Origin of the sequence: Acinetobacter sp. YH1901134 (assembly GCF_013416965.1) — a bacterium.
GTDB lineage: Bacteria > Pseudomonadota > Gammaproteobacteria > Pseudomonadales > Moraxellaceae > Acinetobacter > Acinetobacter amyesii.
In genome coordinates this window covers 111352-128302 of record NZ_VPEW01000009.1, presented here as the reverse complement: position 1 = coordinate 128302, position 16951 = coordinate 111352, and the positions used below count along the sequence as shown (strand labels likewise).

At 40.9% G+C, this 16951-nt stretch carries 11 protein-coding genes; 5 read left to right on the top strand and 6 right to left on the bottom strand.

Features of this window, described 5'->3' with window-relative positions; all coding sequences use genetic code 11:
- The first annotated feature begins 633 nt into the window (after positions 1-633).
- The 3 genes from FTV50_RS11055 to FTV50_RS11045 all read left to right on the top strand — a co-directional run bounded on the left by FTV50_RS11055 (position 634) and on the right by FTV50_RS11045 (position 4240).
- The gene (locus tag FTV50_RS11055; RefSeq protein ID WP_257223909.1) at positions 634-1005 is read left to right on the top strand and encodes a GNAT family N-acetyltransferase; all 372 of its coding nucleotides are present in this window, start codon (positions 634-636) and stop codon (positions 1003-1005) included.
- Between the two features lie 342 nt (positions 1006-1347).
- A complete protein-coding gene (locus tag FTV50_RS11050) occupies positions 1348-2568 on the top strand; it encodes an OprD family outer membrane porin (RefSeq protein WP_180024437.1) in 1221 nt (406 codons plus the stop codon).
- A 49-nt stretch (positions 2569-2617) separates the two neighbouring features.
- A complete protein-coding gene (locus tag FTV50_RS11045; protein WP_180024436.1) occupies positions 2618-4240 on the top strand; it encodes an alkaline phosphatase in 1623 nt (540 codons plus the stop codon).
- A 152-nt stretch (positions 4241-4392) separates the two neighbouring features.
- On the opposite strand, the gene FTV50_RS11040 is transcribed toward FTV50_RS11045, so the two are convergent.
- The 4 genes from FTV50_RS11040 to FTV50_RS11025 form a co-directional block, all read right to left on the bottom strand.
- Complete coding sequence (locus tag FTV50_RS11040) at positions 4393-5067, bottom strand: phosphatase PAP2 family protein (RefSeq protein ID WP_180024435.1); 675 nt, start codon at positions 5065-5067, stop codon at positions 4393-4395.
- A 260-nt stretch (positions 5068-5327) separates the two neighbouring features.
- Positions 5328-7469: a phosphate acetyltransferase gene (gene pta, locus FTV50_RS11035; RefSeq protein WP_180024434.1), complete on the bottom strand. Its 2142-nt coding sequence runs from the start codon at positions 7467-7469 to the stop codon at positions 5328-5330.
- A 59-nt stretch (positions 7470-7528) separates the two neighbouring features.
- Positions 7529-8746 carry an acetate kinase gene (locus FTV50_RS11030; RefSeq protein WP_180024433.1) on the bottom strand — a complete coding sequence of 406 codons (1218 nt, stop codon included), beginning with the start codon at positions 8744-8746 and terminating at the stop codon, positions 7529-7531.
- Between the two features lie 493 nt (positions 8747-9239).
- A complete protein-coding gene (locus FTV50_RS11025; RefSeq protein ID WP_111884042.1) occupies positions 9240-10505 on the bottom strand; it encodes a glutamate-5-semialdehyde dehydrogenase in 1266 nt (421 codons plus the stop codon).
- Between the two features lie 303 nt (positions 10506-10808).
- Here FTV50_RS11025 and FTV50_RS11020 point away from each other — a divergent pair, with 303 nt between their 5' ends.
- Positions 10809-12137, top strand: coding sequence for an alpha/beta fold hydrolase (locus FTV50_RS11020; RefSeq protein ID WP_180024432.1), 1329 nt, complete (start codon positions 10809-10811; stop codon positions 12135-12137).
- Positions 12138-12165: 28 nt separating this feature from the next.
- On the opposite strand, the gene FTV50_RS11015 is transcribed toward FTV50_RS11020, so the two are convergent.
- The gene (locus tag FTV50_RS11015) at positions 12166-13035 is read right to left on the bottom strand and encodes a class I SAM-dependent methyltransferase (RefSeq protein ID WP_180024431.1); all 870 of its coding nucleotides are present in this window, start codon (positions 13033-13035) and stop codon (positions 12166-12168) included.
- 130 nt (positions 13036-13165) lie between these two features.
- Positions 13166-14188 carry a beta-N-acetylhexosaminidase gene (gene nagZ / locus FTV50_RS11010; RefSeq protein ID WP_180024430.1) on the bottom strand — a complete coding sequence of 341 codons (1023 nt, stop codon included), beginning with the start codon at positions 14186-14188 and terminating at the stop codon, positions 13166-13168.
- Between the two features lie 200 nt (positions 14189-14388).
- Between nagZ and FTV50_RS11005 the strand changes: the two genes are divergently transcribed.
- Entirely contained in the window at positions 14389-16599 is a 2211-nt protein-coding gene (locus FTV50_RS11005; protein WP_180024429.1) for a carboxy terminal-processing peptidase, read from the top strand.
- Positions 16600-16951: the final 352 nt, after the last annotated feature.

The window sequence follows — 16951 nt, the reverse complement described above, 5'->3', positions numbered from 1 at the left end:
GCCGAAAGTTTAATAGGGTTTAACAGTGCCATGTCTCGCTGTCATAAATGGCCTGAAAATGACGTTTTCACTGTCATATTTCATGAAATATTTGTCACATAACTAGAGGAGAAGATTTGTTTTTGTTTCTAAGATTTTGAAATTAAATAATATTTATTATTTTTGAATATTTCATATTTGTCATATAACTGTCATAAAACTTTTACATAATGACGTCATCAAAGTTAGAGTGTGAAATATATGGTTACTCCAGTGTTGTCAGTTATTGGTTTTTCTCTGTTTATCGCAGCAACTTGGTTCTACGGTCAACAAGAAGATCAAGCCTAAAGCTTTATCTTCTTTTTTTTGCTTTAAATTTTATAAAAATAATATTCTTCTTCAAATCTTCAAATCTTCAAATCTTCAAATCTTCAAATCTTCAAATCTTCAAATCTTCAAATCTTCAAATCTTCAAATCTTCAAATCTTCAAATCTTCAAATCTTCAAATCTAATCATGAGTAATAGCTAATTTTTAGTCTTTGCGTCAGTGTGTGTGATAATCATCGATGATCTTTGTTGCTTTCAAATTTTTTACAAGACTTCAATTCTAAACGTTATGATTTGAAGCAAATAGATGACAGGTAAAATTAAAAATGGGCACTGTTACTGTTCGACCAACTGTTGAATCAGATTGGGAGATACTGAAAAATTTACGGCTAGAAGCATTACAAGACAGTACCGATGCATTTACAGCAACTTATGAAAAAACCAAAACTCATAGTGAGTTTGAATGGCGTGATAGAGCTGCGCAAAAAATACCATGTCAGTTTCTATTGGCATTTGACGGAATAAGAGCAGTCGGCATGGCTGGAGGTATTATTGATGAACAGCATGAATTTAATGTGGTTGCAATGTGGGTACATGAGAATTATCGAGGAAACAGTGTTGCTGATCTTTTAATATCTAGTCTACAAAATATGCAGCAAACCAAGGTTATACAAAAATTGTACTTCGTGTTGAATTAACTAATTTACGAGCTACTCAATTTTATTCTAAACAAGGTTTTATAAAAGTTCTTGAGCAATCTTCTTTAAAATCAGGCTTAGAGCTTAGCAGTCAAAAAATGGAGTGCTTGCAGTTCTTTTAATGGTCAACTTTTTTCGTATATAAGTGCTTAAAAAAATAACTCTAATTTTTATATTATCAAATATTTATATTAAACATTTGTTTTATTTTTCATGTAATTGTCATGGGATTGCAAGTGTATTGTCATACAGAGTCTTTAGGTTATTGCAGTATTTCTCAAGGACCAAAGAGGTTAGACGTTGAATTACAAGGCACTCATCTGCTGTATGGTTTTCACCCCCATGCTGACAATGCAGGCAGCACAAGCAGAATTTATTAAAGATAGTAAAGCAGAAATAGATTTTAAAAATTATTATTTTGATCAAGATCAAGAGCCTAACGATAAAGATTCGACAGTTTGGGGACAAGGTATTGAATTGAGTTATCAATCTGGCTTTACCGAAGGTCAAGTCGGTTTTGGTTTAGATGCTACTGCGGCAGCAGGTATACGTTTAGACGGCAGTAAAGATAAAGCCAAAAATTCGTTGATGTTTCCTTTAGAGGGTGATGGTAGTCCAACAAATTATTGGACACGTGCATATCCCACTTTAAAAGCGCGCTATCAGCAAACTGATGTAAAAGTCGGGGAGTTACGCCCTAATTTACCTATTTTAAGTCGAAGCTTTGCTCGCTTGCTCGAATCTGCCTATTTAGGTGGTCAAGTCACTTCTAAAGATGTAAAGGGATTGACTTTAACGGGTGGTTACGTCACTAAAGCAATTCCACGTGCATCACGAGATGCGTCAAAGCTTTCTATTAAAGGCGCGACCGAAACCAGTGATGGGTTTATGTTTGGCGGTGCGGACTGGAAGCCCAATAAAAATTTAACGCTACAGTACTATGCAGGTGAGCTAGATGATTTTTATGTACAGCAATTTATCGGCGTGAAACACAAATTTCCATTCAGTGAAAACCAGAGTTTTAATACGGACTTACGTTTATTTGATACTCAAGCGACTGGAGCTAATGAGCGTGGTGAAAAAGGCTATGGTGCCAAAGTAGATAATCAGACAGCCAGTGTAGACTTCAAATACAAATTTAAAAATCATCAGCTGCAATTTGGCGCGCAAAAAATTGGTGATGATGGCGATTTTCTGCATATGAATCAGGGCAGTTTAGATAATGGTGCGGATGGTACGTTCATTTATTTGCCAACAAATCGTTTGTTGCAGAACTTTACTAATGCAGGCGAAAAGTCCACATGGTATGGCTATCGATATGACTTCAATAATCAATACTTAAAAGGCTTAAATGTATCGTTCCTGAAAGTACAAGGACGTGACTTTGGTAAATGTGGTTGTGCAACTGAGTCCGAAATTGACTATACCTTGCGTTATAAAGTGCCGGAAGGCAAATTCAAAAATTTAGGTTTTACCGCTCAATACGGAAAATTCAAAAAAAGTACAGGAACCAAGCAGGAACAAAGCCGTATCTACTTGACCTATACCATGCCAATTTTCTAATCCAAAACTGATCAGATTAATTTATTAATAAGTTTATAGAGAAATAAAAATGAATCATATTAATTCGAATCGTCGTCAATTCTTAAAGGGTTTGATGGGAGTCGGGTCTTTAGCGTTATTTTCTGGACTGAGTCCAGTAAGCACTTGGGCAAATGCCAAATTTCCGATTAGCCCGTTTCAATTAGGCGTTGCTTCAGGTGAACCTTGGCCAGATGGTTTTGTGATTTGGACCCGAGTTGCACCATATCCACTTTCAGTGGATGGTGGGATGCCGAAAGAAGCAGTTGAAGTAGATTGGGATATTGCTACAGATACTGAATTTAAAAAAATTGTGCAAACTGGCAAAGCACAGGCACATCCTGACTTGCATCACACCGTGCATGTGGAAGTGGCCGGTTTAGCACCGATGACACGTTATTATTATCGATTCCGGCTATCTGGTTATGAAAGCCCAGTAGGCACGGCAAAATCAGCACCTGCCGCGCACCAAATGCCAGAACGAGTTCGAGTCGCTGTAGTGGGATGTCAGCATTATGAAACTGGCTATTACACCGCTTATGATTATTTGAGCCAAGAAAAAGATATCGATATTGTCTTTCACTATGGTGATTACATTTATGAAGGGCCTGAAGGCAAGGGTGGTGGACGTGCAATCGGTGACTTGCGTGTGTCTATTCCAGCGCGTCAGCATATTGGTCCGGAAATTCAAACTTTACTGCAATATCGAATTCGTTATGCACAGTACCGTGCAGATCCTGATTTACAAGCTGCACATGCATCTGCACCTTTTGCGATGACGTTTGATGATCATGAAGTGGATAACAACTGGGCTGCAGATATTGAAGAAAAAGGTGAGAAGAAAGACATATTTTTACTGCGTCGCGCAGCAGCGTTTCAAGCATGGTATGAATATATGCCTGTGCGTTTAAAACAGAAGCCGAACGGCCCAGATATCCTTGCTTACCGCACTTTAGATTATGGCAAAATGCTACGGATGAATATTTTGGATACACGCCAGTACCGTTCTCCAATTTTATGCACCAAAGCTCAGTTAGAAGATGGGTTTGATAAAATAGATTACTGCCGTACTGAGAATAGCCGAAATGAGCAGGTTCTTGGTAAAGCACAAGAGCAATGGTTGGCGAAGCAAATGCGCCATGATAAGCGTTGGAATGTCTTGGCACAGCAAATTCAGGTTATGCCTTGGGTACGTTATAACAAATCAGGCAAAGCTTATTTTGGGAAAGATACGTGGAATGGCTATCCATACGCACGCGAGCGCTTGATTGAATCTATCAAAAAAAATGCACCTCATGGTAATACAGTAATTTTATCAGGAGATTTGCATCAATATTTTGCAGCGAATATTCCAAGTGATTTGAATGATTTTAAGAGCCCATCGATTGCAACTGAATTTTTAACTACATCAATAACCTCTACCGGCAATGGTCAACCAATCCGTCCAGGGCAGGAAGATGTGCTGAAGTTAAATCCACACATCAAATTTATCAATGATCAACGCGGTTATCAGACTTTAGATTTTTTTAAAGACTATATGCGTACAGACTTAAAGGTTCTAGACTTTGTTGAAAAACCAGGTGGAAAAATGACGACCGTTGCAAGTTTTGAAGTGGCTTACGGCAAGCCAGAACTGAAGCAGATTGAATCTTAATAAAACGGTATCAAAATACATCTGCCAAATTAAATAAAGCGCTTAGATGGTTCTAAGCGCTTTATTTTTATATTGGACATGCACATCTATTAAAAACCACTGCCCATGCATGTGATCTACTATCTATGCAATGGGACAAGATGCTGATTTTTTTAATCAGATTTTTTATGTGTGGCAGAAATAAGATGGTTAATTTCAGTTTTGGCTTTGATCATATCGGCTTGGAACTGTGGATCTGCCTGCAAGCGTGAAAATTGTGCTGCACCCATAATACGGCCAGCATCGACATCACTTTGCCAATGCATATTGCACACGACTCGGCTTTGACCAAATTCAATGCCACGTTTGAAAATTTCATTTTGGCGTTCTGGGCGAAGCTGCGCCAGAACCAATGCATAAGTCCAACCAATTGTGGTGTGGCCAGATGGATATGAAACATATTGATTTTTTTCATTTTCTTCTTCAGGAGTACAAGTGCTGACATTAAAATAGCCATATGGACGTTCACGGCTATATTTCTTTTTTGCAGTTTGAGTAGAGTATCTACTATCAAGTTTAATCTTTCTTAAAATTTCAAATAAAATAGGTGTATTTTTCTCATTAATTTCTACGCCAAATGCATGTGAAAAAGGTCGCCCTAAGTGTGCATTTGAAACATCAGCATCAATTTGTGCTTGCTGCCAGCGAGCCGTATTTTTCAAATATTGAGATTGTTTAAAAATACTTTGATCACGAATAAAATCTGCACTATAGGCTTGTGGAGGAGTAGATAATATTTCAAGACTATTTGGAGCTGAGTCAGGTGTTAGATATGAATCTGCGGCCATGGAGTGTGCGCTTAAGCAAACCCATATTAATGTAGAGATGGCACATGGAGTATAAAATTTTAAGTTTGTCATGATATAGCTAAGTTTTGAATAATTAAAAAAGCGCTCATACCATAAGCAATAATATTGACTCTAATATGACAAGAATTAATAAGATGAAAATTATCGCAATATAAATAAGATTGAAATGCGGGAAAATCGGAATGAATAAAAAAACCACCCAATCTTTCGAAAGGGTGGTTTAGAACTCGAAACAAAAATTAAGCTTCTTGCTGTTCGGATTGGATTGCCGTTAAAGCAATGGTAAACACGATGTCATCGACCAATGCGCCACGAGACAAGTCATTTACAGGCTTGTTTAAACCTTGCAGCATTGGGCCAACACTGACTACATTTGCAGAACGTTGAACTGCTTTATAGGTTGTATTACCTGTATTTAAGTCTGGGAAAATAAATACATTGGCACGACCAGCCACTTTCGAGTCAGGTGCTTTAGAGCGTCCCACACTTTCCACCGATGCAGCATCGTATTGAAGCGGGCCATCAATGAGTAAATCTGGACGACGTTCTTTGGCAATACGTGTTGCTTCAGCCACTTTCTCGACATCTGCGCCTGCACCAGAAGTACCTGTTGAATATGAAATCATCGCAATACGTGGGTCAATACCAAAAGCTTTCGCTGAATCTGCAGATTGAATCGCAATCTCTGCAAGCTGTTCTGCATTTGGATCTGGATTAATGGCACAGTCACCGTACACATAGACTTCATCTGGTAGCAGCATAAAGAACACAGAAGAAACCAATGAATAATCAGGAGCAGTCTTAATCAATTGGAATGCAGGACGTACGGTATTCGCTGTAGTATGTACTGCGCCTGAGACTAAGCCATCCACCTGATCGAGTGCAAGCATCATGGTGCCTAAAACAACAGTATCTTGTAGCTGTTCGCGTGCTTGTAGATCATTGAGTTTGCCTTTACGCAGCTCAACCATTTTAGGCACATAGTTTTCACGAATCAGATCTGGATCAATAATTTCCAAATCGTGTGGAAGTTCGATATTACGTGCTTTTGCAACTTCAATCACGGCTTCAGGTTTTGCCAATAAAATACAGTGTGCAATGCCACGTGATTGACAAATGGCAGCCGCCTGAATGGTGCGTGGTTCATCACCTTCAGGTAGAACAATTCGTTTTTTCGCAGCAATAGATTTTTGTACCAATTCATGACGGAATGCAGAAGGGGACAAACGGGGTTGATACGAACCATTCAATACTTCAGTAATCCATTCAGTATTGATGTGGCTTGAAACAAAGCGGGTCACTTGTTCTGCACGTTCTACGTCATCGACAGGAATTTCATTGCCTAAATTTGAAAGTTGTTGTGCCGTTTCAAAAGTGCTTAAAGGCGTATGTAAAATCGGTAAGCCTTGCTTAATCGCAGTTTGGCAGAAATCCAAAACTTGTGGGTTCGGTTGATGGTGTTCAGTCAAAACCAAACCGGCAAGTGGAATACCATTGCTACTTGCAAGGCTAGAAGCCAACAACACATCAATACGGTCAGAGGCGCTGATAATCAGTTCACCTGCCACAAATTTGTGAAGTTCATGTTCAATATTAGAGGCAACTAAGCTGCTATGTAGTACGCGTCGATGAGCAGCATCGCCTTGGTTGATCCATTCTGATTGAATATGCGTTGCCAAGTCAGACATGCGCGGTACGCTGAGCGTATTGCTAAATGGAACGAGACCAATAACAGGTAGCTGTGTAGAACCAATTTGCGGATTACTTTGTTGTAATTCGAGTACAAATTTATTGGTATCACTGATTAAACGCAGATTTGGATCAAGCGTGACAGGAATTTGCGCAGATTCTTCTGGCAAACCACGTGTGCGCATAAACAAAACGCCCGCAGTGCGTTCAGATGCTGCACCACCGAATTGGCGTAGAGAACTGTCAATTTTCTCAGCCGTTTTCGTGGCATTTTGAATATCTGCTGTGCTGACAATAATTACTTTAGCATCAAGAGCTTTTGCTAATGTCGCGTTCAGTTCTGAGGCAAAGTTATCTCGGCTGTTTGGAACCAAGCCTTCAACAATAATCAGATCATGCTTTTTTGCAATTTCACGGTGCAAACGAACTGCTTCTTCGAGCAATTCATCACTTTCATCATGACTCAGTTGTTTCACGATGGTGGCATGATGAATGGGTTCTACCGTTTCATTATTAAATAAATGACGATAAAGAGCCGTTGTACGGTCTACAGTATCTGCGACATTTTCCTGTGAAAATGGTTTCAGAAAACCTGCTTTGACCCCTTGGCATTCCAAAGCATAAATTAAACCTAAGCATGCAGATGTTAAACCTACACCTTCCCCAGTTGGCACGAGTAAAATTGTTTTCATACGGTGTCTAAATTAAAGCTAAAAATTAATATTTAAGGCGAAGGGGCTGATGCGATTGCTTATGCAATCGCAGCTTCAGCATCAGACTTTTTTGTAGCAGACGCTGTCACCTCGTCTACAACATGCTCAGTTTCTTTGGCAATACGGCCTTCTTCATCGGTTGGAACAACCCAAATTTGTGGGCCAGTACCGTGGTCAATACGACCTTCAGTACCACGTTTTAAGTTGTCATTTAATTCTTTACTCAGGTTGAAACCAAAGTGCGGTAAGTATGAAACTGTTTTTTCACGAATGTAGGCAGAATTTTCACCAATACCACCGGTAAAGAATAAACCGTCAATACGTGGTAGACCACAGCTGAGGCCTGCTAAAGATTTTGCTAAACGGTAACAGAATACTTCAATGGCAAGCGCGGCATCTTCATTGCCTTGTTCTGATGCTTCGATCAATGTACGCATGTCGTTTGAAAGATCAGACAAACCGAGTAGGCCTGATTGGCTGTTCAGCATCTTGTCGATTTTGTAGATATCCCAACCTAAGTTGCTTGCAAGGAAGCTGTGAATACTTGGGTCTACATCACCACTACGTGTACCCATGACCACACCTTCAAGTGGTGTTAGACCCATTGACGTATCTACAGATTGACCATTCCAAATCGCACAAGTCGAGCTACCATTGCCTAAGTGAGCAGTTAACCAGCCACCTTGTTTAAAGCTGCCTGCCAACATTGAGCCACGCTCAGATACGTAGGCATGGCTAGTACCGTGGAAGCCATAACGACGCACGTTATGCTGTGTGTACAAGAATTTTGGTAATGCATAACGGTATGCATGAGATGGCATTGTTTGGTGGAATGCTGTATCAAATACGGCTACTTGCGGAAGTTCAGGGAACAAACGCATCGTTGCTTCGATACCCACCAAGTGAGCCGGGTTATGTAATGGAGCAAGTGGAGTTGCTTCACGAATACGTTCAATAATTTCTGGTGTTAATAGCTCAGCTTTGGTTAATGTACCGCCGTGAACAACGCGGTGACCAATCGCTTGAGGATTATGGTGAGCCAAACGCTCTAAAATAGTTTCAAGGGCTTTTTCATGGTCAGCATATGGAATAGACAGCTCAAGCGCATCACCACCTGTAGTGACCCCTTTAATACGTGCATCAGCAGAACCTAGGTTCTCGGCTAGACCAAAAATACGATCTTCACGGCGCTCAGAAACTAACGCATATTTGATAGAAGAAGATCCGCAGTTAATTACTAATACTGATGTAGACACGTTTAAATACCCGAATTCTAATTGAAATACTTATCCATAATATTGATCTGATTGCAGTTGTATTGATTGATGCAATTTAGATCTGTGATGATGTTTTATCATGGGTTTTTTTATCGTCCTAGATAGACTTTAGGAGATTAGACTTAAGCACTATCGACCCTGAGCACAATAATAATTAAAATTTATCAGTTCATAGTTTTCATTTATTAATAAAATAGTCCTCAAAATTTATACGATTTAAGAGATATACATAGAACATAACATGCGGTTGCTGCGCTGTAATCCTCGAATTGTTGCAAAAAAGCAGGTAAATTTAACTTTTCTCATTCTTCTTAAGCATTTAATTGTCAAAAAATCTGTGTTTCAATTCTAGATCCTGTGTGTTTGCAGGCTTATATTTCAATATGTGAACCTTGGGTCTAATTTTTTAAATCGCCATAAAAAAGCTGCACCTTTACTTAGAAAAGCACAGCTTTCATTGTCTTATTGGGTGTTATTGGCGAATTTGACCATCACCAAACACAATCCATTTTTGAGAAGTCAGACCTTCAAGACCGACTGGACCACGTGCATGGATTTTATCGGTTGAAATACCGATCTCAGCACCAAGACCATATTCAAACCCATCTGCAAAGCGCGTTGAGGCATTAATCATCACTGAACTTGAATCTACACGCGCCAAGAACTGACGCGCCAAACTGAAGTTTTCGGTAATGATTGAGTCGGTATGGTGTGAGCCATATTTGTTGATGTGCTCAATTGCTTCATCTAAGCCTGTAACGACTTTCACTGCCAAAATTGGGCCTAAGTATTCGGTGTACCAATCTTCCTCAGTTGCAGGAACAATCGACTCACCCAAAATGCGCTGCGTTTCAGCACAGCCACGCAGTTCAACTTTTTTCTCAGCATAAAGTTCAGCAATGCGTGGTAAAAACTCTTCAGCGACATTTTCATCGACAAGTAAGGTTTCCATGGCATTACATACGCCATAACGGTGTGTTTTGGCATTAAGCGCAATAGGTAATGCTTTTTGCAAATCAGCCTGAGCTTCCACAAAAACATGGCAGTTACCATCAAGATGTTTGATAACAGGCACACGTGCTTCATTGGTAATACGTTCAATTAAGCTTTTGCCACCACGAGGTACGATCACATCGACATATTCAGGCATAGTAATTAATTGGCCAACCGCAGCACGGTCTGGGGTATTTATCACTTGAACGGCATGCTCAGGTACACCTGCGGCAGTTAAGCCATGTTGAATCGCTGCCGCAATTGCTTGGTTAGATTCCAAAGCTTCAGAACCACCACGTAAAATAATCGCGTTACCTGATTTAAGCGCTAAAGATGCGGCTTCAAGGGTGACATTTGGGCGAGATTCGTAAATCATGCCGACAACACCTAGCGGTACGCGCATTTTGCCCAGCTGAATACCTGTCGGACGAAAGGCCATATCGGTGATTTCGCCAATCGGGTCAGTGAGTGCGATTACATCTTTTAGACCTTGGAGCATGCCTTTAAAGCGTGTGGGGGTAAGTTCTAAGCGATCAAGCAGAGCACTATCCAAGTTGTTGTTATGCGCTTTGGTCATATCCACTTGGTTAGCTGCCAAAATTGCAGTTTCACTGTTTTGTAAAGCAGTATAAATTGCTGATAAGGCATTATTTTTAGTCTGGGTAGAAGCCCCTGCGAGCACACGTGATGCTGTGCGTGCTTGCTGTCCTACCGTTTGCATGTATTGTTCAATAGACTCTTGCATAGCGGTTTGATCACTTAGAAATTTCAACTCGATATTAACAGCCTGTGACTGAACAATGAAGCACTTAAGTGCATATTCGACTGTACTTGCTGACCAGAATTAACATTTTGAAATTGTTTTTAGAGCAAAAGTAGATAAGCGGCGGGGATATCAGTTGCTTGTAAAATGAACCTCTGTATAGAATGAAACAATAGCGACATTGAAGTCGTACAAATAACGATTAAAGAGCAGGACGCTAAGTCGAGCAGAGTCTCTAAACGAATTCCTGACAATAAAAATAAGGCAGGAATGGAGGAAAGGAATATGAATTCCATTATCCAAATGGATCCGACCGTACAGGAAAGTACGCATTACAGTTTTTTCGATCTGTATGACAAGCAAAGCTTTAAACAGCCTGCCAGAACGACATGGATTGATGGCTGGAAGGTCGAATATATGGCCATTGCACAACCTGAAACGATTCATCGCACCCCGATTGTTATTATTGGTGGGGCATTTCAAAACTTTAATTCCTACAAATATTGTGTCGAACAATTATTTGCGGCAGGCCCAATTATTTTAATTGATTTACCCTCCATGGGCTCAAACCAGCAAATTACCAATGTCGATACTTCGGTGTCGGCAGGGACTTTAGAGTTGGGTGATCTGGCGCAGATGTTGGGCGTTTGGCTGGATATCGTCGGGCTAGAAAAAGTATCCGTGATGGGGATGTCACTAGGTTCAGTGGTGGCAGCAGGTCTGGCAGATCAACGTCCTGAATTGATTGACCGCATGATTTTAATGGGCGTGATGCAAAAAACGCGCAAGAGTTGGCGCATGTTGCTTGAAGAATCCTTGCACTTGATGAAAGAACAGCGCATGGATGAATTTGGTCAAGCGGTGATTTTGTATTTGGTCAATCATGCCAAACTGGATGTGACGCGGATGTCACCGACAGCGAAGCGTTTGTTCTTTAGACAAATGGCTGAATTCACCAATACCGAACAAGAGCGTTATGACATTAACTGTAATCGTTTGCTGCGTTTGCAAGACGTGCCGATTCCACAGTGTGATGTATTGGTGTCATGCGGGCAGTACGACAGTTTTACTTTGCCACATGAAAATGCAGGTTTTGCCTTGCAATGTCCGAATATGCAATTTGCCATGATTGCCAATGCGGATCATTTACCTCAGTTGCAGCGTCGTAAGGAAACTATGAATTTGTTTGCAACTTATCTACGCGGTGAGTCTATTCAGCAGTTGGAAGGGATCATTCCAATGAGCCGAGAGCAAATGCAAAATATCGAACGCCGTGGCGAAGCGCGGGTGAGTGTACAACAGCCATTCACGCATTTATCTCATCGCCATTCAGACCTTGTGGTTGACACTCAAATTATAGATTTAAATTATTTTGGCGTGTTGTTGAATGTGCCGGCTGAAATGTTGGACTTCATGCATGCATATCCACGGGATTTGGCATTACATCTAGAAGATGAAGAAGGTGAGTTTAAAATTGAATGTCTCATCTTTGACGTTGTGGATACACAGGTTCGCGCTTTGTTTAAGCATGGTAGTTTTGAGTTGGCAGAACGCTTATTGCGCTTTGTACAACGCCAAAAAGAAGATGTGTTGTTATTAGAAGCCGTCAGTTAAAACATGAACAAGTAAAAAAAACAGCGCTTTAGCGCTGTTTTTTTGTTTTGGCATGGACCATCCAAACCAAATCTCCACAGTGCTGCTCTGCATCGTGAAAAGGAATCACTTGTTCTTGCTGCTGTTGCGGAAAGTATAAGGCTGGCTGAACGACGTCTACTTCTTCAAATCCTGTATGGGTGAAAAACTGCTGTAATTCAGCAGGGGATTGAAAATGAAAAGTAAAAGCGCTGCGTGACATAACTTTGAGTAATTTACTACTGGCCCAAATAAAGCGTGCTAAACGGTTCTTGACGGGTTCTGGATAGATGTCGGTCAGATAATGCAATTCCTGAAACGAGGCGCCATATTCGGTGATCCCTTGCAATAACTTATTCAGTAGGGTTTGATCAAAATAATTAATCAGACCTTCGCTAATCACCACCAAAGGACGTTCAGGGGCAAAACTCTGAAAAATACGTTCAAAATCTTGAGTGAAAATGTCCCCAGTTAAGACCTCCGGGGCATGCGGGTCAATCTGTTTGAGTGCCTGTGTTTTAATTTTTGCCATATCTGGCAAGTCGAGTTCACGATAATCAATTTCAGGATGCTTGGTGCGAAAATTCCAACCGCGCGGGGAGAGGCCACAGGCAATTTCAAGGACTTGTAGCTGTGGATATTGGGTAATGAGTTGATCTAAATGTTGATCGATCATGGCATGGCGCTGTTTAAGCGTCGAACGCATGCTACCGCCCACATTCTTTTCTGCCCAGCTTTCTAAAGGATGGACTAAACGTGCTAAAAATTTGCCTTTACGTGTGGCAAAAACGGGATGCGAAATCCCCATGCTGTACCAAATATAGCCGGTGTAATGTGCAGTAAAGGAAATGTGTCGATGTTCCGATAAACTTTGTGTCATGTCGTCCAGACCTAATGTTGTTTTTATTGGCAATTTTTGTATAGCGCCGAAGCACTTATTTTGTCTTCATCATAAATCAAAAAGGAGCACCTTGTCGTGCTCCATTTTCTAGAATTTTGAAAGTCTTGGATTAGCAATATTGATTTTTAAAATCCACAATACGGTTACGCGCGTTTTGCCAGTCCGCTCCGAGTTCAATGCTTTGTCCAATCTCAATTTGTGGTATTTTACCGCGCATACGTTCTAGGCGTTCTTGATTTGGGAGAGCCAAGTTTTGAATGCCATCCAGCGCAATGCATGCAGATTCACGGTTATTACATACAAGGCCCATATCACAACCTGCATTTAATGCTGCTTGGATACGAGCATCTGCGCCGCCAGCGACACAAGCGGCTTGCATGCTTAAATCATCGGAGAATAAAACGCCATCAAATTGGAGCTCTTGACGTAAGACTTTCTGAATCCAATACGGTGAAAATCCAGCAGGATTAGGATCAATATTTTCATAAATCACATGCGCAGGCATTAATGCATCAAGCTGTGGTTGCAGTTGAATAAAGCTTTGCATGTCTTTTTGATAGATTTCTTCATAACTACGATGATCAACGGCAGCAGCGATATGTGAATCTGCTTTCACCGAGCCATGGCCTGGGAAATGCTTACCTGTAGATGCCATCCCCGCACGTTTCATACCTTTTAAGAAAGCACTTGCCAGTGGAATGATGTCTTGCATATTTTTGGCAAAACCACGGTCACCAATCACATCACTGACATCATTTAGGTCCAGCACTGGTGCAAAACTAAAATCGATGCCGACCGCAAGGACTTCAGCTGCCATCAACCAGCCACATTGTTCAGCCAGTTCAACAGCTTTTTCAGGTTCAGTTAAGTAAAGTTCTCCAAACTTACCCATAGCTGGTAGGAGTGTGAAGCCTTGTTTTAAGCGTTGTACACGACCACCTTCCTGATCGACGGCAATTAAAATATCAGGACGGATTTGACGCATATGGTCGGTCAGGGCACGAACTTGTTCAGGAGATTCAATGTTGCGACCAAATAAAATCATGCCGCCAACTTGTGGTGCCTGTAATAGTTCAATATCTTCTTGGGTAAGTTCTGTGCCAGCAATGTCGAGCATTAATGCGCCAATCATATTCGGTGTCCGTGTTGGAATTTTTAAGGAAAAACAATACCTGAATTCTGCAATGATTTGCTACACTTTGTCAGCAGAGAATATGATAAAACTACACGACATAAACATATTAAGTTGTTTAAGATTTTGAATCTATTCAATTCAGGTCGAAAACCAACACGGTAATATTGGTCTTAATACCAAGGAAGTACAAATTATTTATGAAACTTCAAACATTAGCTTGTGCCGTTGCGATTGCGACAGGTGGATTCTTTTTCACTCATGTGGTGAATGACGCAATTGCTGCCAATAATACAGAAGCAGTGAGCGCGGGTACCATTCAGCCCACACAAGAGCAAGCCTTGGTCTCACGTCAGCTTGCAACATTGGTAGACCGTCAACACTATTTAAATCAGCGTTTAGATGCCAATACATCTAATCGTATTTTAGATTTTTATATTGATAGTTTAGATGCTGAACATACGTTGTTCTTGGCATCAGATATTGAAAATTATAAAAAACGTTATGGCTCAACTTTTGGTGCAAATCTCAAAGCGGGCAATTTAACAGGGCCGTATGCGATTCATGCGCAATATCGTGAGCGCTTAAAACAGTTCTACACCTATATGTTGGAAGAGCTGAAAAAGCCACAGAATTTATATCAACCGAATAACTACATCGAAACTGATCGTGAAAAAGCGCCATTCTTTAAATCGACAGAAGAACAGCGTGCGCATTGGAATAAAATGTTGGTCTCTCAGCTGATCAACTTAACCATCAGCAAAGAAGAAGAGAAAGCCAAACAAAAAGCGTTGAAAGATGACCCAACACTGGCAAATGGTCAAGACTTAACAGGTCCTGAAGACTTAACACCTGTACAGACTTTAACCAAGCGTTATACGCGTCAGTTAGAGCGGATTAGTCGTTTAAAAAGCGATGATGTGCTCGACAAAACTCTGAATGCCATGATGCTGACGTATGATCCGCACAGTAATTACTTTCCACCTGTAGATGCGATGGAATTGAACCGTCAAACCACGCTGCAATTGGAAGGGATTGGGGTATCGATCCGTCCTGAACGTGGTAATGAAGACTACACCAAAATCGAGACGATTGTGGAAGGTGGTCCTGCTAGCAAATCAGGACAAGTCAAGTCAGGCGATCGTATCGTTGGTGTTGCCCAAGATGGCGACAAAATGGTGGATGTGATCGGTTGGCCGAGCAATGAAATTGTCGGACTGATTCGTGGTAAACGTGGCACCAAAGTGACTCTACGTTTATTGGGTGCTGGTGCGTCCATGAATCAAGCGCGAAATGTCACAATTGTACGTGATGTGATTCAAGAAGAAGATGCAGGCGTGCGTTCACGTACCGTTGAAATTGAGCGTGATGGCAAAAAGCATAAGTTCGGTGTAATTGAAATTCCATCGTTTTACTTGAACTATCGTGCACGTCGTGCAGGTACAGACTACCGTTCTGTGTCAGAAGATACCAATAAAGCCTTAAAAACTTTAGATGCTCAAAATGTTGAAGGTATCATCATTGACTTGCGTAACAACCCTGGTGGCTCACTTGAAGAAGTGGCACGTATGCTTGGTCAAGTGATTAAATCAGGTCCAGTGGTGCAAATCCGTGATGGCAATGGCAATGTCAGCGTGTTTGAAGATGATGATGGGGGCGCGCAAACTTATGCAGGTCCATTGGCAGTATTGATTAACTTGGCTTCGGCGTCTGCGAGTGAAATTTATTCTGCTGCGATTCAAGACTATGAACGTGGTGTGGTGATTGGTAGCACCACAACGGGTAAAGGAACAGCGCAGGTACAACTTGACTCTTTAGCCTATGGTCAAGCAACCTTAACGCAACGTAAATTTTACCGCGTGACTGGCGGCAGTACCCAAAATAAAGGGGTCGTGCCTGATATTAAGTTGGTTGATATTTACAATGAAGAGTTTGGTGAACGTAAAGCGAAAAATGCTTTACAGTGGGATACCATTCCTACAGCACCGTTTAAACGTGAAGGCTCGATCCAAGCCTATGTTCCCGATTTGATTAAGTCATCTCAGCAACGTGTCAGCATTGATCCGCAATTTAAATATTTAGAGCAACGTACTGCGATTGCGAAAAAGACAGAAGAGCAAAAGCGTGTGGTGCTTGACTTAGCGAAGCGTAAAGCCGAGCTGTTGGCACTAGAGCAAAAGTCTTTGGATGCTGAAAATCAGCGTCGTAAAGTGTTGGGTCAAAAACCTTATGCCAACTGGGAAAGCTACCAAGCGTCTATGGATGCATTGGTGGAGGCACGTGCAAAAATGAAGGCGAACCAGCGTCCAGCACTGCCTGAAGAAGAAGTCTTTGTGACGGAAGCAGCAAACGTGCTAATGGACTATGCCAAATTACAAGGCAAAACGCATACAACAACAGCCAAAAAGTAAGTAATTCATCCATAAAAACATTGAGCTGATTGCTTGAGTTTTTGACAGAAAAGATGAATTTATCCATTGAGAAATAGCGAGCTACGGCTCGCTATTTTTTTGTGAGTAGGGCGGTGTTCGATTTAAATCTAGAAAGCAATCTATAAATGATTCTAACTTATTCATTTTATTATGATTAGAAACTGTTCTAAAATAATAAACACCTGATGCAATTTTTATCAAAAGTTTAAATTTTAGTGAACTTCATCAAGCTTTATTTTTTTAAATTAATCAGTTGCTTAAAATCTTGAAAGAAAGACTTGACCATTACCGTAGACTAATAGATTCTAAGAGAAAATAAGTAAGTAATTGA